The organism is Allobosea sp. 01N443, from assembly GCF_056399325.1.
The window spans coordinates 1-16,916 of record NZ_JBFTRC010000114.1 but is presented as its reverse complement, the minus strand read 5'-3'; the positions used below and the strand labels follow the sequence as shown (position 1 = coordinate 16,916).

The 16,916-nt window shown below is 66.0% G+C and carries 21 protein-coding genes; 12 read left to right on the top strand and 9 right to left on the bottom strand.

Annotation, left to right across the window (positions count from 1 at the left end):
• Positions 1-125: 125 nt before the first annotated feature.
• From AC1DRP_RS23795 to hisB, 9 genes are all read right to left on the bottom strand, one after another.
• The gene (locus tag AC1DRP_RS23795; protein WP_069878549.1) at positions 126-476 is read right to left on the bottom strand and encodes a RidA family protein; all 351 of its coding nucleotides are present in this window, start codon (positions 474-476) and stop codon (positions 126-128) included.
• A gap of 127 nt (positions 477-603) precedes the next feature.
• Positions 604-1,050, bottom strand: a complete 447-nt coding sequence (locus AC1DRP_RS23790; protein ID WP_441505081.1) for a YqaA family protein — start codon at positions 1,048-1,050, stop codon at positions 604-606.
• 9 nt (positions 1,051-1,059) lie between these two features.
• Complete coding sequence (gene coaA / locus AC1DRP_RS23785) at positions 1,060-2,034, bottom strand: type I pantothenate kinase (RefSeq protein WP_441492004.1); 975 nt, start codon at positions 2,032-2,034, stop codon at positions 1,060-1,062.
• Positions 2,035-2,144: 110 nt separating this feature from the next.
• A complete protein-coding gene (locus AC1DRP_RS23780; protein ID WP_441492005.1) occupies positions 2,145-2,465 on the bottom strand; it encodes a phosphoribosyl-ATP diphosphatase in 321 nt (106 codons plus the stop codon).
• A 3-nt stretch (positions 2,466-2,468) separates the two neighbouring features.
• Positions 2,469-3,233, bottom strand: coding sequence for an imidazole glycerol phosphate synthase subunit HisF (gene hisF / locus AC1DRP_RS23775; RefSeq protein WP_113515679.1), 765 nt, complete (start codon positions 3,231-3,233; stop codon positions 2,469-2,471).
• Positions 3,230-3,985: a 1-(5-phosphoribosyl)-5-[(5-phosphoribosylamino)methylideneamino]imidazole-4-carboxamide isomerase gene (gene hisA, locus AC1DRP_RS23770; protein ID WP_441505082.1), complete on the bottom strand. Its 756-nt coding sequence runs from the start codon at positions 3,983-3,985 to the stop codon at positions 3,230-3,232. The genes hisF and hisA overlap by 4 nt, the downstream gene beginning before the upstream one ends.
• Positions 3,973-4,629, bottom strand: a complete 657-nt coding sequence (hisH, locus tag AC1DRP_RS23765; RefSeq protein WP_441492007.1) for an imidazole glycerol phosphate synthase subunit HisH — start codon at positions 4,627-4,629, stop codon at positions 3,973-3,975. The genes hisA and hisH overlap by 13 nt, the downstream gene beginning before the upstream one ends.
• The gene (locus tag AC1DRP_RS23760) at positions 4,626-5,114 is read right to left on the bottom strand and encodes a DUF2628 domain-containing protein (RefSeq protein WP_441492008.1); all 489 of its coding nucleotides are present in this window, start codon (positions 5,112-5,114) and stop codon (positions 4,626-4,628) included. Before AC1DRP_RS23760 ends, hisH begins: the two co-directional genes overlap by 4 nt.
• An 11-nt stretch (positions 5,115-5,125) precedes the next feature.
• Positions 5,126-5,713: an imidazoleglycerol-phosphate dehydratase HisB gene (hisB, locus tag AC1DRP_RS23755; RefSeq protein WP_113515683.1), complete on the bottom strand. Its 588-nt coding sequence runs from the start codon at positions 5,711-5,713 to the stop codon at positions 5,126-5,128.
• A 244-nt stretch (positions 5,714-5,957) separates the two neighbouring features.
• Between hisB and hslV the strand changes: the two genes are divergently transcribed.
• The 12 genes from hslV to AC1DRP_RS23695 all read left to right on the top strand — a co-directional run.
• Positions 5,958-6,527 carry an ATP-dependent protease subunit HslV gene (gene hslV, locus AC1DRP_RS23750; protein ID WP_441505083.1) on the top strand — a complete coding sequence of 190 codons (570 nt, stop codon included), beginning with the start codon at positions 5,958-5,960 and terminating at the stop codon, positions 6,525-6,527.
• Positions 6,528-6,556: 29 nt separating this feature from the next.
• Complete coding sequence (gene hslU, locus AC1DRP_RS23745; protein WP_441505084.1) at positions 6,557-7,864, top strand: ATP-dependent protease ATPase subunit HslU; 1,308 nt, start codon at positions 6,557-6,559, stop codon at positions 7,862-7,864.
• Positions 7,864-9,453 (top strand): murein biosynthesis integral membrane protein MurJ, encoded by a 1,590-nt coding sequence (gene murJ / locus AC1DRP_RS23740; protein ID WP_441505122.1) that lies wholly within the window; start codon positions 7,864-7,866, stop codon positions 9,451-9,453. Before hslU ends, murJ begins: the two co-directional genes overlap by 1 nt.
• Positions 9,454-9,480: 27 nt before the next feature.
• Positions 9,481-10,530, top strand: a complete 1,050-nt coding sequence (gene trpS, locus AC1DRP_RS23735) for a tryptophan--tRNA ligase (protein WP_441505085.1) — start codon at positions 9,481-9,483, stop codon at positions 10,528-10,530.
• A gap of 74 nt (positions 10,531-10,604) precedes the next feature.
• On the top strand, positions 10,605-11,099 hold the full coding sequence (locus tag AC1DRP_RS23730; RefSeq protein ID WP_069878559.1) for a universal stress protein: 495 nt from the start codon (positions 10,605-10,607) through the stop codon (positions 11,097-11,099).
• Between the two features lie 95 nt (positions 11,100-11,194).
• On the top strand, positions 11,195-11,755 hold the full coding sequence (locus AC1DRP_RS23725; protein WP_441492011.1) for a NifU family protein: 561 nt from the start codon (positions 11,195-11,197) through the stop codon (positions 11,753-11,755).
• Positions 11,756-11,818: 63 nt separating this feature from the next.
• Positions 11,819-12,502, top strand: coding sequence for a tRNA (adenosine(37)-N6)-threonylcarbamoyltransferase complex dimerization subunit type 1 TsaB (gene tsaB / locus AC1DRP_RS23720; RefSeq protein ID WP_441505086.1), 684 nt, complete (start codon positions 11,819-11,821; stop codon positions 12,500-12,502).
• 52 nt (positions 12,503-12,554) lie between these two features.
• Complete coding sequence (locus AC1DRP_RS23715; RefSeq protein ID WP_441505087.1) at positions 12,555-13,052, top strand: GNAT family N-acetyltransferase; 498 nt, start codon at positions 12,555-12,557, stop codon at positions 13,050-13,052.
• Positions 13,053-13,137: 85 nt separating this feature from the next.
• Positions 13,138-13,944, top strand: coding sequence for a lysophospholipid acyltransferase family protein (locus tag AC1DRP_RS23710; RefSeq protein ID WP_441505088.1), 807 nt, complete (start codon positions 13,138-13,140; stop codon positions 13,942-13,944).
• A 115-nt stretch (positions 13,945-14,059) separates the two neighbouring features.
• A complete protein-coding gene (gene miaB / locus AC1DRP_RS23705; protein WP_441492015.1) occupies positions 14,060-15,415 on the top strand; it encodes a tRNA (N6-isopentenyl adenosine(37)-C2)-methylthiotransferase MiaB in 1,356 nt (451 codons plus the stop codon).
• Positions 15,416-15,635: 220 nt separating this feature from the next.
• Positions 15,636-16,724 (top strand): PhoH family protein, encoded by a 1,089-nt coding sequence (locus AC1DRP_RS23700; RefSeq protein WP_476769732.1) that lies wholly within the window; start codon positions 15,636-15,638, stop codon positions 16,722-16,724.
• The coding region (locus AC1DRP_RS23695; RefSeq protein WP_476769731.1) for a hypothetical protein at positions 16,721-16,916 on the top strand (196 nt) is incomplete at its 3' end. The genes AC1DRP_RS23700 and AC1DRP_RS23695, both read left to right, overlap by 4 nt.

Genomic DNA, 16,916 nt, shown 5'->3' with positions numbered 1-16,916 from the left:
TCGGCGACCATGGCCGGCAGCGCCACTGCCGGCAGGCCGTAGCGCACGGTGACGCGCACTAGGAGCGGCGCGATCTCCTCCGACCCGCTGATGGCATCCTCCCGTTCCAGATCAGCACTGGCGTCTCACTTCGCGGCGATGACCGCGATCTCGACCGTGAACTGCGGCGCGGCAAGCTTGGCTTCGACGGTGGCGCGACCGGGAGTCTGGCCGGCGACGACCCACTTGTCCCAGACGCCGTTCATCTCGGCGAAGGTCGACATGTCGGAGAGCCAGATATTGACCATCAGCAGCTTGGTCTTGTCGGTGCCGGCTTCGGCCAGGAGGCCGTCAATGATGCCGAGGATGTCGGCGGTCTGCTCGGCAACGCTCTTGCCGGCAGCCTTATCGGCGACCTGRCCGGCGAGGTAGACGGTGTTGCCATGCACGACGGCCTTGGACATGCGGGGGCCGATACCGATGCGCTGGATGCTCATGATCAGATCTCCTGAAGTAAGGGGCTTGCTGGTAGCCCGAGACATCCGCACACGCAAATCTCAAAATCCAAAAAGGTGAGGCAGCGCTCGCACATAAAACCGATACGCGTCTTGCTTGAGCCCAAGGCTATGACGCTGCGACCCAGCCGGCCCAGAGCGCAGCGTAGCGTGCAGCCTTGCCGATGAAGACGAGTAGCGTGAAGCGGCCGAGTGGGTAATTCAAAGTGCCGGCGACGACCGTCAGCGGGTCGCCGACAATCGGCAGCCAGGCAAGAAGCAAGGACGGCCAGCCAAAACGACCGAACCAGGCCTGGGCGCGGCCGAGTTTCGCAGGGTCCGGGCGCAGCCTGGCCGGCAATCTCTCCAGCCCGCCTTGCGTGATCAATCGACCGATCCACCAGTTGAGGACCGAACCCGCGGTGTTCGCGAGGCTCGCGACCAGGAACAGCGTCAGCGGTTCGGCACTCCCTGCCGCGAGCAGGCCGACAAAGACGGCTTCCGACTGCGCCGGAAGGATCGAGGCCGCAACGAAGGCGGCGCCCGCCATCACCGCGAGCGCGGACAAAGCCTCCATGCCGGTTTCTCAGAGGCGGCGCAGCGCGACCTGCTGGATGCGATGACTCGCGCCCTTGGTCAGGATCAGGCTGGCGCGCTGGCGCGTCGGCAGGATGTTCTCCTGCAGGTTCGGCATGTTGATCCCGGTCCATAGATTCTCGGCGATCGACAGGGCCTCCTCCTCACCGATCTCGGCATATTTGCGGAAGAAGGAGCGAGGATCGCGGAAGGCGGTCTGGCGCAACGTCATGAAGCGGTTGACGTACCAGCGGTGCAGATCGTCCTCATGCGCGTCGAGATAGACCGAGAAATCGAAATAGTCGGAGACGAAGGGGATGACCTTGCCGTCCTTCGGCATCCGGCTCGGCTGCAGAACGTTGAGGCCTTCGAGGATCAGAATATCCGGCCGCTCGACAGTGACCTGCTCACCAGGAACGACATCGTAGACAAGATGCGAATAGACCGGCGCCAAGACCGCAGGCCTGCCGGCTTTCACATCGGAGAGGAAACGCAGGATCGCGGAACTGTCATAGCTTTCCGGAAAGCCCTTGCGCTGCATCAACCCGCGCCGCTCGAGTTCGGCATTGGGCAGCAGGAAGCCGTCCGTGGTGACGAGTTCGACCTTGGGCGTATTCGGCCAGCGCGAGAGCAGCGCCTTCAATACGCGTGCCGTGGTCGACTTGCCGACTGCGACCGAGCCGGCGACGCCGATGATATAGGGAACCTTGACCTCGGCTTCTGCCAGCAGAAAACGCTGCGTCGCCTTGAACAGGCCTTGCGTGGCCGCAACGTAGAGCGACAGCAGCCGCGACAGCGGCAGGTAGATCGCGACGATCTCGTCCAGCGAGATCGGATCATTGATCGATTGCAGCTTGGTCAGGTCGTCGACCGAGAGCGTCAGCGGCGTATCGGCGCGCAGATGCGCCCACTCGTCCCGCGTGAAGGTCCGATAGGGTGAAACCAGATCGGGATCGGCCGCGGCCGGGATCAGACGTTGGTCCATGCTGCCGCGATCCGCATTCCAGACTTCGAGATTCAAGGCTCGGATATCCTCGACTGGACTCTGAGCACGCCGCCTTTTCGAAAGCCGGATCCGGCCTTCGGCAACATGGCTCAGGGTTTCCTCGCCGCCTTCTCAGCCAGACCGGACCGGGCGGTACGGGCCTCAAGCTGGCTCAACACATCTTGCAATGCAACATCGCGCGACGAAAGCACGACCAACAGATGATAGAGCAAATCGGCACTTTCGGCGATCAAAGCCTGCTTGTCGCCTTGCACAGCTGCAATCACGGTTTCGACAGCCTCTTCGCCGAGCTTCTTGGCGGCGCGCTCCGGCCCGCCAGCCAGGAGCTTGGCGGTCCAGGACTCTTCGGGGGAGGCCCTTCCCCGCTCGGCGACGATCTTTTCGAGATCGGACAGTGTAAAGCCGCTCATCGCTCAATCCAGCCGCATCGCCAGCCCTGCCGCCGCCATATGGGCTTTGGCCTGGGGGATGGTGAAAGTCCCGAAGTGGAAGATCGAGGCCGCCAGCACGGCACTGGCATGGCCCTCCCGCACGCCGTCGACGAGATGGTCGAGCGTGCCGACACCGCCGGACGCGATGACGGGCACGGAAACCGCATCGGCAATCCGGCTGGTCAGGTCAAGATCGAAGCCTGCCCCGGTGCCGTCGCGGTCCATCGAGGTCAGCAGCAGCTCGCCGGCGCCGAGCGAGACCACCTCGCGGGCATAGGCGACGGCATCGAGCCCGGTCGCATTGCGGCCGCCATGGGTGAAGATCTCCCAGCGCTCCGGCGCCACCTTCTTGGCGTCGATCGCGACGACGATGCACTGATCGCCGAACTTTTCCGCCGCTTCCTTGACGAAGGCACGCCGCTGCACGGCCGCCGTCATGATCGCGACCTTGTCGGCCCCGGCCAAGAGCAGCTTGCGGATATCGTCGACCGTGCGGACGCCGCCGCCCACGGTGAGCGGCATGAAGCAGGCCTCTGCGGTGCGCGTCACCACATCGAACAGGATGCCGCGATCCTCATGGCTCGCCGTGATGTCGAGGAAGCAGAGTTCGTCCGCGCCGGCTGCGTCATAGGCCTTGGCGGCCTCGACCGGATCACCGGCATCGACGAGATCGACGAATTTCACGCCCTTGACGACACGGCCGTCCTTGACGTCGAGGCAGGGAATGATGCGGGTCTTCAGGCTCATGCCGCCTTCCCCTTGTCCGCCTGAGCGATCCGCGCCAGCGCTGCGGCCGGATCGATGCGCCCATCATAGAGCGCGCGGCCCGTGATCGCGCCTTCCAGGATAGCGGCGTCGGGGGCACAGAGGCGCTCGATATCGGCCATCGAGGCGAGCCCGCCCGACGCGATCACCGGAATGCTCAGCGCCCCGGCGAGCGCGATCGTGCCGTCCCAGTTGATGCCCTGGAGCATGCCGTCGCGCGCGATGTCGGTGTAGATGATCGCCGCGACGCCCGCGTCCTCGAAGCGGCGGCCAAGATCAACCGCGGCAAGCGAAGAGGTTTCGGCCCAGCCTTCGACCGCGACGAAGCCGTCGCGCGCATCGATGCCGACGGCGACCTGGCCCGGAAAGGCCTTCGCCGCTTCGCGCACGAAAGCCGGATCCCGCACCGCGGCCGTGCCGATGATGACGCGGCGCACGCCCTTGGTGAGCCAGCCCTCGACGGTCGCGATGTCGCGAATGCCGCCGCCGAGCTGCACCGGAAACGCGACCCGGCCGAGGATGGCCTCGACAGCTGCAGCATTCATCGGCTTACCGGCAAAGGCGCCGTCGAGATCGACGACATGGAGCCATTCGAAACCCTGCGCCTCGAATTCCGCGGCTTGCGCAGCCGGATCATCATTGAAGACGGTCGCCTGGGCCATGTCGCCTTGCTTCAGGCGAACGCAGCGACCGTCCTTGAGATCGATGGCGGGGAACAGAATCACGGTGTCCATCCCAAGAAATTGGCAATCAGCTTCAGTCCGAGCTTCTGGCTTTTCTCGGGGTGGAACTGCGTGCCGGCGATGTTGCCGCGCACCACCATGGCGGTGACGGGCCCGCCATACTCGGTCAGCGCCAGCACATCCTCGGCCCGCTCCGGCGTCAGCGCGTAGGAATGCACGAAATAGGCATGCAGGCCGCCCGGACCGGTCTCGATGCCGGCGAGCAACGGATGCTCGTCCTGCGCATGCAGATTGTTCCAGCCCATATGCGGGATCTTGAGGCTCTCGTCGGTCGGCCTGATCAGGGCGACATCGCCCGGAATCCAGCCGAGGCCGTCCGTCACCGTGTATTCGAGCCCACGGCTTGCGAGGAGCTGCATACCGACGCAGATGCCGAGAAAGGGGCGCTGCTTGCCGCGGACGACGTCCTCCAGAACCTCGACCATGCCGGAGACAGCATCGAGCCCGCGGCGACAATCGGCGAAGGCGCCGACGCCCGGCAGGACGATGCGATCGGCCGCACGCACGACCGCCGGATCACTGGTGACGCGAATAGTGGAGGCAATGCCGGACTCGGCCGCCGCACGCTCAAAGGCCTTGGCGGCAGAGTGCAGATTGCCGGATCCGTAATCGATGATGGCGACGGACTGGGTCATCGGCCTTGCGCCTCAGGAAAGAGTCCGATCACCGGGACTGCGCTTGAAGACTGGAAACGCGCAGGAACCGGCGCGGCTTCGCGCGGAGCCGGCGCGGGCCGGCTTTCGAGAGCCCGCTCGAAATAGCGTCGTTCGGCGCTCGCGAGATCGGGAGCCTCGATCACATCGGCAAGCCGCCAGCCTTTCCGCAGCAGCTTGCGCGCGATCAGGTTCCGGCCTTCGAGCCCGAGGAAGAGCCCGATGACGAATTGCGCCAGCAGCGCCGCACCGCTCGCGAGCCCGAGATCGCTCTGCGCGTAATACACGGCAGCCCAGACCAGCGCGAAGACGAGCGTCGCCAGCCAGAGCCGCTTCGCCAGCAGCCAGAAGCCCGTGAAGAGGAAGGCTGCCCAGGAGAATGTCTCGGGCAGGAGCCGCGCCTGCTCGATATCGTCGCGCTCGCTGCCGGAACCGGGCGGCGGAATCAGGACCGTATAGAACGCCATGTCATGGCCCCTTATAGCGCGCCCTTGGTGGACGGCACGCGGCCGCCTTCGCGCGGATCGACCTCGAGCGCGTGACGCAACGCCCGCGCCAACCCCTTGAAGCAGCTCTCGGCGATATGATGGGCATTGTCGCCGTAGAGTGTCTCGACATGCAGGGTCAGGCCCGCATTGATCGCGAAGGCCTGGAAGAACTCGCGCACCAACTCGGTATCGAACGTGCCGATCTTCTCGGCCTTGAAGCTCGTGCGGAACACCAGAAAGGGCCGGCCGGAGACGTCGACGGCGACGCGGGTCAGCGTCTCGTCCATCGGCAGATGCACGTCGGCGTAGCGGCGGATGCCCTTCTTGTCGCCGAGCGCCTGCTTTACCGCCTCGCCGAGCGCGATGCCCGCATCCTCGACCGAGTGGTGATCATCGATATGGGTGTCGCCTTTCACCGTGACCGCAAGATCGATCAGCGAATGGCGGGCAAAGAGATCGAGCATATGGTCGAAGAAGCCGACGCCTGTCGCGATCTCGGCCTTGCCCGTGCCGTCGAGCGAGAGCTTGACCGAGATATCGGTTTCATTGGTGCGGCGCTTCACTTCGCCCGAACGCATTTGAAAAGCCCTTGTGACCTTGCTGGCCGGTGCTTTAGCGCGCTTTCCGCTCGACTGAAATCAGCCGAGCGACAAGAATTCGCGCCAAAGTGGCTGCTGAAGCATGTTCTCGTCGCAAAAGTGCATCCCACTTTTGCGGGACATGCTCTAGCAGCGCGTTGACGCTCACGCCACCCGGCCGATTGTGCAGCGCCTGAAAAGCCCTACATCTGGCGAACGGCCGGAAACACTGGAAGACGCTCTGATGGATAACGACAACAAGGCCCCCGTGATGCACGCCACCACCATCCTGATGGTGCGCAAGGGCGGGCGCGTGGTGATCGGCGGCGACGGGCAGGTCTCGCTCGGCCCGACCATCATGAAGGGTAACGCCAAGAAGGTGCGCCGCCTCGCCAAGGGTGCGGTGATCGCCGGCTTCGCGGGCGCAACAGCCGATGCCTTCACCCTGTTCGAACGGCTGGAGACCAAGCTCGAGCAATACCCGACGCAATTGCTGCGCGCCTGCGTCGAGCTCGCCAAGGATTGGCGCACCGACCGCTATCTGCGCCGGCTGGAAGCAATGCTGCTGGTCGCCGACAGGGAGGTCAGCCTGCTGATCTCCGGCACGGGCGACGTGCTGGAGCCGGAAGCGGGCGAACATGGCTCGGTGATGGCCATCGGCTCCGGCGGCAACTTCGCCCTGGCAGCGGCGCGCGCGCTGGTCGATGTCGAGCCCGACGCCGAGACGATCGTGCGCAAGGCGATGAAGATCGCCGGCGACATCTGCGTCTACACCAACCACAGCCTCGTCATCGAGAGCCTCGACATCGCCTGATGTCCGCTGACGCCCAATCGGAAGTATCCATGACCTCTTTTTCCCCCCGTGAGATCGTCTCCGAGCTCGACCGCTTCATCGTCGGCCAGAAGGATGCCAAGCGTGCCGTCGCCATCGCGCTGCGCAACCGCTGGCGCCGTCAGCAGCTCGAAGGGCCGCTGCGCGAAGAGGTCGCTCCCAAGAACATCCTGATGATCGGGCCGACCGGCTGCGGCAAGACCGAGATCGCGCGCCGGCTGGCGCGCCTCGCCAATGCGCCCTTCCTCAAGGTCGAGGCGACCAAGTTCACCGAGGTCGGCTATGTCGGTCGCGACGTCGAATCGATCATTCGCGATCTCCTCGAGATCGGCATCAGCCTCGTCCGCGAGGCCCGGCGCAAGGATGTCCAGGCCAAGGCACATCTTGCAGCCGAGGAGCGCGTGCTCGACGCGCTGGTGGGGTCGACGGCCAGCCCGGCGACGCGCGATTCCTTCCGTCGCAAGCTGCGCGCAAACGAACTCGACGAAAAGGAGATCGAGGTCGAGATCGCCTCTGGCGCGAGCTCGACCCCGATGTTCGAATTGCCCGGCATGCCCGGTGCCTCGATCGGCGCGATCTCGCTCGGCGACATGTTCGGCAAGGCTTTCGGCCAGAAGGGCAAGCCGCGGCGCATCCTCGTCAAGGATGCCTATGGCCCGCTGATCGCCGAGGAGAGCGACAAGCTGATCGACCAGGACGCGATCGTCCAGGATGCCATCCGCGAGGTCGAGAATAACGGCATCGTCTTCCTCGACGAGATCGACAAGATCTGCGCGCGCGAGGGCCGAGGCGGCGCAGACGTCTCGCGTGAGGGCGTACAGCGTGACCTGCTGCCGCTGATCGAGGGCACCACGGTTGCCACCAAGCACGGGCCGGTGAAGAGCGACCACGTCCTGTTCATCGCGTCGGGGGCCTTCCATGTGTCGCGCCCGTCCGACCTGCTGCCCGAGTTGCAGGGACGCCTGCCGATCCGCGTCGAATTGCAGCCGCTCGATGTCGAGGATTTCAAGCGCATCCTGACCGAGACCGAGGCGAGCCTGATCAAGCAGACGGTCGCACTGATGGCGACCGAGGAGGTCACGGTCGACTTCACCCCGGACGCGATCGACGCCATTGCCCGCATCGCCGTCGCGGTAAACTCCACCGTCGAGAATATTGGCGCGCGGCGGCTCCAGACCGTGATCGAACGGATTCTCGACGAGATTTCATTCACGGCCACAGACCGCTCGGGCGAGACCGTCACGATCGACGCGCCCTATGTCGAAGTGCGGATCGGCGACCTCGCCAAAAATGCGGATCTGAGCCGGTTCATCCTGTGATGCAGCCACCGGCGGAGCCGAGTCCTACCGGGTCGCGCCTTGCGCGCGATTCGGCGGTGGTCGGCGCTGCCACGGTGCTGTCGCGCCTGCTCGGCTTCGCCAGAGATGTGCTGATCGCGCGCCTGCTCGGTGCCGGCCCGGTCGCGGATGCCTTCCTGGCAGCCCTGCGCCTGCCCAATCTGGTCCGGCGCGTGCTCGGCGAAGGCGGACTGAATGCGCCCTTCGTACCGCTCTATCTCGACATCAAGGCTTCGCGCGGCGAAGCGGCGGCTCGTGGCTTCGCCGGAGAAGCCACGGCGCATCTCGGTCTGCTGCTGCTGGTGCTGATCGCATTCGGCGAAATGTTCACGCCCTGGCTGGTGCTGGGGCTGGCCGGCGGCTTTGCGAACGAGCCCGAAACGCTTGCGCTGGCCAGCCATTTTACCCGGTTGATGCTGCCTTTCCTGCTGCTGACGACGCTCGCCGCGTTGCTGGCTGCGCTGCTCAACGCCGAGCGCCGGTTCACGACGGCGGCTCTCGCGCCGGCATTGATGAACGCCATCCTGCTCGGCGTGCTGCTGGTCCAGCTCTCGCGGGGCGCAGAGGCCATGGTGAGCGCCAGTCTGCTCGCCATCTTCGTCAGCCTGACCGGGTTCGCCCATCTCGGCCTGATCCTGCTTCGATTGCACAGGATCGGGCTGCCGCGCCTCAGTCTGCGCTGGTCGCCTGACATGAGCCGCCTCATGCGCACCGGCGGCGCGACCCTGCTCGCGGCATCGAGCGCACAACTCGTCCTGCTGGTTGCGATGCAGATCGCCTCGACAGAAGGCGGAGCGGTCGCGGCGCTCTATTACGCCGACCGCATCTTCCAGCTGCCGCTCGGCTTCGTCGGCGTCGCGATGGGCACCGTCGTGCTTTCCGAAATGGCGAGCCATGAGAGTGCGCGGGACGATGCCATGCTCGGTCGTGCGCTGGCGCTCGGATTGGCGCTTGCCGTGCCGGCGGCCGTCGCGTTGGCCGCGCTGGCCGAGCCGATCGTATCGGTGCTGTTCGAGCATGGCCGTTTCGGCCCTGAAGATCGGGTGCGCACAGCAGGAGCCCTGGCAGCTTTCGCGCTCGGTCTTCCCTTCGCGGTGATGGCAAAGGTCTTCGGTCAGGTCTATTTCGTCCGGCGCATGCCACGTATCCCGCTGCTTGCTGGACTAGCCGCCGTCCTGGTGGCCGTTTTCTCCGGCTATGGCGCTGCGCCCGGCAAGGATGCCGCGACCGTCGCCGCCCTCGCAGCAAGCCTCGCCTTTGTTGCCCAGGCCGTTCTGCTGTCGCTCCATCTGCGGCGCCAGGGCCTGTGGCGGCCGAGCCTTGCAAGCCTGCGGCCGATCATCGCCATACTGGGCGCCAGCGCCATCATGCTGGGCGCGCTCCTCCTGCTTCTGCCGGCGCTGACGACCTCGCTCGCCCCGGGCGAGCCCCTGCTGTTGCGGATTGCGTCCCTGGCCGCGCTCTGTCTCGGCGGCCTCGCGGCCTATGGCCTTGCTGGCGCCCTCTTCGGCGCTTTCGGCCTCCCGCACTTGCGCCTTGCCCGCGCTTCCGCCAGAACGCCGCGTTCCTGATACCCGCTCGCGACAATGGAGCGCCTGATGGCCGAATTTCCCCAACGCGTCTTTTCCGGCATGCAGCCGACCTCGACGCTTCACCTCGGCAATTATCTCGGCGCGCTCACGAACTGGGTCGCGATGCAGGAGAGCTATGACTGCGTGTATTGCGTGGTCGACATGCACGCTATCACCGTCTGGCAGGACCCTGCCGAGCTGACGCGTGCCATCCGCGAGGTCACAGCGGCCTATCTCGCCGCCGGCGTCGACCCGAAGAAGAGCATCATCTTCAACCAGAGCCAGGTCGCGCAGCACGCCGAACTTGCCTGGGTGTTCAACTGCGTTGCCCGCCTCGGCTGGCTCAATCGCATGACCCAGTTCAAGGAAAAGGCCGGCAAGGACCGCGAGAACGCCTCGGTCGGACTCTACGCCTATCCGAATCTGATGGCGGCCGACATCCTGCTCTACAAGGCGACGCATGTGCCGGTCGGCGAGGACCAGAAGCAGCATCTCGAACTGGCGCGCGATATCGCGCAGAAGTTCAACAATGACTTCGCCGAGCAGATCGCCGCTCGCGGCCTCGGCACCGGCGAGCTCGGCTTCTTCCCGCTGCCCGAGCCGATGATCCAGGGCCCGGCGCCGCGTGTGATGAGCCTGCGCGACGGCACCAAGAAGATGTCCAAGTCGGACGCATCCGACTATTCCCGAATCAATCTGACCGATGACGCCGAAACCATCGCGCAGAAGGTGCGTAAGGCGAAGACCGATCCCGAGGCCTTGCCATCCGAGGAGAAGGGCCTTGAAGGCCGGCCCGAGGCCGAAAATCTCGTCGGCATCTATGCCGGCCTGAGCGGCGAAAGCAGGGCAAAGGTGCTCGGACAGTTTGGCGGCGGACAGTTCTCGGCCTTCAAGGCGGCGCTTGTCGATCTCGCCGTGACGAAGCTGGCGCCGATCGCCGGCGAGATGCGCCACCTGCTCGCTGACCCCTCCCATATCGATGGTATTCTCGGGCAAGGCGCCGCGCGCGCAGCAGAGATTGCCGCTCCGATCATGCGCGACGTCAAGGACGTGGTCGGCTTCGTCCGCGGCCGGTGACGCAGGTGGGCTTGCGCTGACGTTGCGGCGCAGGCCACCATGGGCTCTCCCGAAGCGGCGGCAGGTTTGAATCGATGGTGACGCGACGGCGGTCCTATGAAACGGGCCATCGCCCGAAATTCCTCGCGGTGGTCGACGATAGCGAAGAATGCGCCAAGGCCGTGCGCTTCGCCGCGCGGCGGTGCGCGCGTATCGGCGCCTCGATCGTGCTGCTCGGCGTCATCACTCCGCCCGAGCACGAGACCTGGCTGGGTGTCGGTGAGGTGATGCAGGCCGAGGCGGAAGCGGAAGCCGAACGGCTGCTGGACGATGCGGCGGCAACCGTGCGCGCGCTCGCCGGGCTCGAGCCCGAGAAGGTTGTCCGCACCGGCGTGAAGTCGGACGAACTCGTCAAACTGATCGAGGCCGACGAGGACATCTCGCTGCTGGTGCTCGCCGCCGGCACCGGGCGCGACGGTCCAGGCCCGCTGGTCAGCGCACTCGCCGGCAAATCGGCCGGCACCTTCCCGATCCCGGTCGCAATCGTGCCCGGCCATCTCGAGGACGAGGAGATCGACGCGCTGGCCTGATCCGCAAGGCCGGGTTGGCGCTGGAATGATTCCAGCAACGCGCCTATATCGGGCTCAGGAACGGCGGCCTTGACCCGCCGGCACCGGAGGCCACCATGTTCATCCAGACTGAAGCCACGCCGAACCCGGCGACATTGAAATTCCTGCCCGGACGCACCGTCATGCCGGACGGCACCCTGGAGCTGCGCGACGCCGAGCAGGCCGACCGTTCGCCGCTGGCCTTGCGTCTCTTCGCCGTCACCGGCGTCTCCGGCGTCTTCCTCGGTTCCGACTTCATCACGGTCACCAAGTCGGGCGGCGAATGGCCGCATCTCAAGCCCGCGATCCTCGGCGCCATCATGGAGCACTTCATGTCGGGTGCGCCGGTCCTCTCGGACGGCTCGAAGGCCGATGTCACGGACGAAGGCGAATTCTTCGCGCCGGAGGACGCCGCCACCGTCGAGACGATCAAGGATCTGCTGGAGACACGCATCCGCCCTGCGGTCGCCGGCGATGGCGGAGACATCACCTTCCGCGGGTTCAAGGACGGCGTCGTCTATCTCGCGATGAAGGGATCCTGCTCGGGCTGCCCGTCCTCGACTGCGACGCTGAAGCACGGCATCCAGAATCTGCTGCGCCACTTCCTTCCGGATGTGCGCGAAGTCGAGGCCGTCTGATATTATTCGCCTGGGCATGATCTTGTCCGAACGCCGTTCTGCATTCCTCAGGATCGTGACCTGATGCGCATTCTCGCCATCGACACCGCGCTTGGCGCCTGTTCCGCCTGTGTCCTCGACATGGGCGAAACCACGCCCCTAGCACGCGAACAGGTTGCGATGGATCGCGGACATGCCGAGGCGTTGATGCCGCTGATCGAGCGGGTGATGAACACCGTCGACGGCGGGTTCGCCTCGCTAGACCGCGTCGCCGTGACCATCGGGCCGGGCAGTTACACCGGCCTGCGCGTCGGAATCAGCGCCGCACGCGCCATCGCGCTGGCTGCGGGAATCCCCGCCGTCGGCGTGACCACGCTGGCGGCAACCGCCGCGCCCCTCATTGGCAGGGAGTCGGGCCGCGTCGTCGCCGCCGCGCTGGACGCCAAGCATGGCCAGGTCTGGTTCCAGGCGCTGAGCTCGCAGGGCAAGCAACTCGTTTCGATTCGGCAGGTCAATTATCGGGATGCTGCGCGCGCGATCGGTGCCGGTCCGGTCAGCCTCGTCGGCTCCTCGGCGCTCGCCGTTGCGAATGAGGCCTGGGCGATCGGGCTCGATGCACTGGTCATCGACGATGCCAAGGCTCCGGATGTGACCTGGGTCGCACGACTGGGCCTTCTCGCCGATCCTGCCGCCGCGCCGCCGCGCCCGCTCTACCTCAAGGAGCCGGAGACGACACCGCAGGATCGCGCCCGCTTGCCGCGGCGCTGACGGCGTCCATTTCGACGTTTTGCCGGCTCCCGGGAACATGCGATCAAGCGGCATGGATTGGCTGCGTAAACTTCTGCACCCTCACGCTGCGCCGGCGCGGACAGCGCGCCTCGACGTGCGGCATGCACGCCATGTTGCGGCACTTCATCATCTCGGCGGCTTCGCCCGCGGCTGGGAGCCCGGAGAATGCGCGGGGCTTCTGGTGGACAGCGCCGTCGTCGCCGACGGCGTGTTCGCCGGCAACGAGCCTAACCCCGCCGGCTTCGTGATGTCTCGACGGGCCGTGGACGAGGCCGAGATCCTGAGCATCGTCGTCTCGCCCCGCCAGCGCGGCAGCGGACTTGGTCGCGCATTGCTCTCGGCCCATCTCAGCCAACTCGCTGGCCTGGGCGTCGCCCATGTCTATCTCGAGGTGGAAGACGGCAACGCCGCTGCCGACCGGCTCTACCGGCATTTCGGCTTTCGCGAGGTCGGGCGGCGCAAGGGCTACTATCCCAAGGCCGACGGCACGCGCGCCACCGCCGTCACCATGCGGCTCGATCTCGCGTGACAGCGGCAGCCACGTCGTCCATGAAGCGCACCGGATTTCTGTCCTTCACACTTTCGCGATCCGCGCGACGGGAGCCACGCCCCGCATGAATGGTTTACGCCCCGGCGCGATCCTGCGGCTCGTCCTGCTCGGTCTCGGCACTGTCGCGCTTGTCCCGGTGCAGCTCGTCGCATTGCGCCTTGGGCCACGCCATGGCTGGACCGTGCCGCTGTGGTTTCATCGGCTGGCCTGCACCTGCCTCGGTGTCCGGCGTCATGTCCGCGGCACCCCGCCGCCGAAGGGCGCAGGCGGACTGATCGTCGCGAACCATGTCTCCTGGCTCGACATTCCAGTGATCGGCGCCGCGCAGCCGCTTTCCTTTGTTGCCAAGGCCGAGGTTGCGACCTGGCCGTTGATCGGCTTCCTGGCCGCAGTGCAGCGCACGCTGTTCATCGACCGAACGCGCAAGACCGCAACCGCCGGCATCACCGCCGAGATGGGCAAGCGAATTTCCGACGGGCAGGCCGTGGTGCTCTTTGCCGAAGGCACCACGGGCGACGGCACGAGAACATTGCCGCTGCGGTCTTCCCTGCTCGGCGCCGTTCACGAAGCGCTCGGCCGCAATGACAATAACGGCGACATCACGGTCTATCCGCTCTCGATCACCTATACCGGCTTTCACGGGATGGCGGGCGGACGCGTCGAGCGTTCGTCGCTGGCGTGGTATGGCGATACGGAGCTCGCACCCCATCTTAAAGCCATGCTCAATTCCGGTGCGATCGACGTTGAGCTCGCATGGGGCGAGCCGATCCGCATGGGCCACGAGACCTCGCGGAAGGTCGCGACCCGGCGGGCGGAGCAGGCGATCCGCCGCGCTCGTCGCGAGGCGGTGACCGGACGGCCGGTCTCGTGAAGGTCATTGCGCGTATTGGCGCGGATGTTGCTTTGTGAAGGGCGCATAGCGCGAGGTCATTTTCACGGCGCGCGATCCAGAGTAAGGAGACGGTTTGGAGACCCGATCCGAAACGATGAAGAAAGTCCACATCAAGTCCTTCGGCTGCCAGATGAACGTCTATGACGGGCAGCGCATGGCCGACATCCTTGCCGCGCAAGGCTACGAGGAGACGGCGGCGCCGGAAGGCGCGGACCTCATCCTGCTCAACACCTGTCATATCCGCGACCGCGCGGTGCAGAAGGTCTATACCGAGCTCGGCAAGCTGCGCGACCTGAAGAACGGCCAGAACGCGGCCGGCCAGGAGACGAGAATCGTCGTCGCCGGCTGCGTTGCCCAGGCTGAAGGCGCGGAAATCCAGCGCCGGCAGCCTGCCGTGGACCTCGTCGTCGGCCCGCAAGCCTATCACCGGCTGCCGGAGCTGCTGGCGGAGGCGAAGCGCAAGCGCGTCGTCGACACGGACCTGCCGATCGACGACAAGTTTGGCTTTCTGCCAGCGCCGAAACCTGCGGCCATCCGGGGCCGCGGCATCTCGGCTTTCGTCACCATCCAGGAAGGCTGCGACAAGTTCTGCGCCTTCTGCGTCGTCCCCTATACGCGGGGCGCCGAATTCTCGCGGCCGGTCACGGCACTCGTCAGTGAGATCGAGCGGCTGGCCGATGCCGGCGTGCGCGACGTCACGCTGATCGGCCAGAACGTCAATGCCTATCATGGCGAAGGCCCCGACGGGCAGATCTGGGGCCTGGCGCGGCTGATGCACCGCGTCGCCGAGATCGCAGGCATTGCCCGCATTCGCTATACGACGAGCCACCCGCGCGACATGGACGACGATTTGATCGCCGCCCATCGCGACCTGCCGCAGGTCATGCCGTTCCTGCACCTGCCGGTGCAGGCGGGCTCGGACCGCATCCTGGCAGCCATGAATCGCAAGCACACGGCGGACGAGTATCGCCTGTTGATCGAGCGCGTGCGCAAGGCGCGGCCCGACATCGCGTTGTCCTCCGACTTCATCGTCGGCTTCCCCGGCGAGACCGAGGCGGATTTCGCCGAGACGCTGCGGCTGGTCGAGGATATCGGCTTCGCTTCGAGCTACACCTTCAAATACTCGCCCCGTCCGGGCACGCCCGCGGCCGAGCTGGAGCACCAAATCGCCCCGGAAGAGATGAGCGAACGGCTGCAGCGCCTGCAGGAGCGCGTCGAGCATCACCGGCAGGCCTTCAACCACGCCATGGTCGGCCGCACCGTCGATGTCCTGTTGGAACGTGCCGGACGTCACCCGGGACAGCTTGCAGGGAAATCGCCATACCTTCAGGCTGTGCAGATCGACACCAAGGCGAATCAGATCGGCGACATGGTGAAGGTGCTGATCGAACGGGCTGGCTCCAATTCGCTGTTCGGCCGTGAGGCCGGGCCAGAGGAGCTCGCCGCGTGACCGCCAGATCACCAGGCCCAGCTTTCGAGCCAGCTCTCAATGCCTGTCATCAGGATGAGATCGACGCGTCCGGATATGCCGAAGGACTACCCGGCCTCACGCCCCTGTTCGGCCGGGCACGCGCGCCAGGGAGACGACTCTATTGGCACAGACTGACCAGGTGACCCCGAGATCCGATCGAGAGCCGCGCCGCGAGGGCGCATCGCCACGTGTCGAGAGCCTGACACGCGACGGGGTCCCCGCCACGGAAGTCGTGTTGTCCTTCGAGGATAACCGGCTGGCGAGTCTGGTCTTCGGTCAATACGACCAGAATCTGGCTCATCTTGAGCGCCGGCTCGGTGTCGTGATCAGCCCGAACGGCAACCATGTCACCGTCAAGGGCCCGCGCGAGACGGCCGAGCAGGCCGGGCGCGTGCTGAAGACGCTCTATACCCGCGCCAAGGCGGGCGCTCCGCTCAATCTCGGCGAGGTCGACGGAGCCATCGAGGAAAGCAACGTCCAGCGTTCGCTGTTCCCGGCGGAAAATACCGGCAAGGCCTCGTTCGAGGCGATCGTCACCCGCAAGCGCGGGCCGGTGCGGGCCCGGAATGCGGCGCAGGATGCATATCTGCGCCAGCTCAAGCGCCACGAGCTCGTCCTCGCGGAGGGGCCGGCCGGCACCGGCAAGACCTGGCTCGCGGTCGGGCATGCCGTCTCGCTGATCGAGCAGGGCGTGGTCGAGCGCATGGTGCTGTCACGTCCGGCCGTCGAGGCCGGCGAACGCCTCGGCTTCCTGCCCGGCGACATGCGCGAGAAGGTCGATCCCTATCTGCGCCCGATCTATGACGCGCTGARCGACTTCATGGAGGCGCGGCATGTCGAGCGCGCCCTGCAGACCGGCATGATCGAGATCGCTCCGCTCGCTTTCATGCGCGGACGGACCCTGACCAATGCGGTCGTGCTGCTCGACGAGGCTCAGAATGCGACCTCCGTGCAGATGAAGRTGTTCCTCACCCGGCTCGGCGAGGGCTCGCGTATGATCATCACGGGCGATCCGAGCCAGATCGATCTGCCGTCGGGACAGCGCTCGGGATTGGTCGAGGCCGTGAGGCTCTTGGCCGGTGTGGAGGGCGTCGGCCATGCCCGCTTCGAGGAAGGCGACGTGGTCCGGCACGATCTCGTGCGCCGCATCGTGATGGCTTACGAGGATGCTTCCCGCCGAGAGCGGGATGAGCGCGAGGAGCGTGCCCGGTCCGTCGTCGCCGAGGCGGCGCCTGAAGACCACAGCGAGGGTCTGCGGCGCACATTGTCGCGGGAGAGGCCGCGATGAACGATCGACCTCGTTCGCGGCGCTGCGCGCCGCGAACGCAAAGCCTCGCGATCGACATCCGCCTGCAGTCGCGCCGCTGGCGCGAGCTCGCGGACCTGCGCGAGCGCGTCGCCCGGGCAACGGAGGCTGCGCTCACCGTCGCCGCCATCAAGCCGCTGGCCGAAGCAGAGCTCAGCCTTCTCTTCACCGACG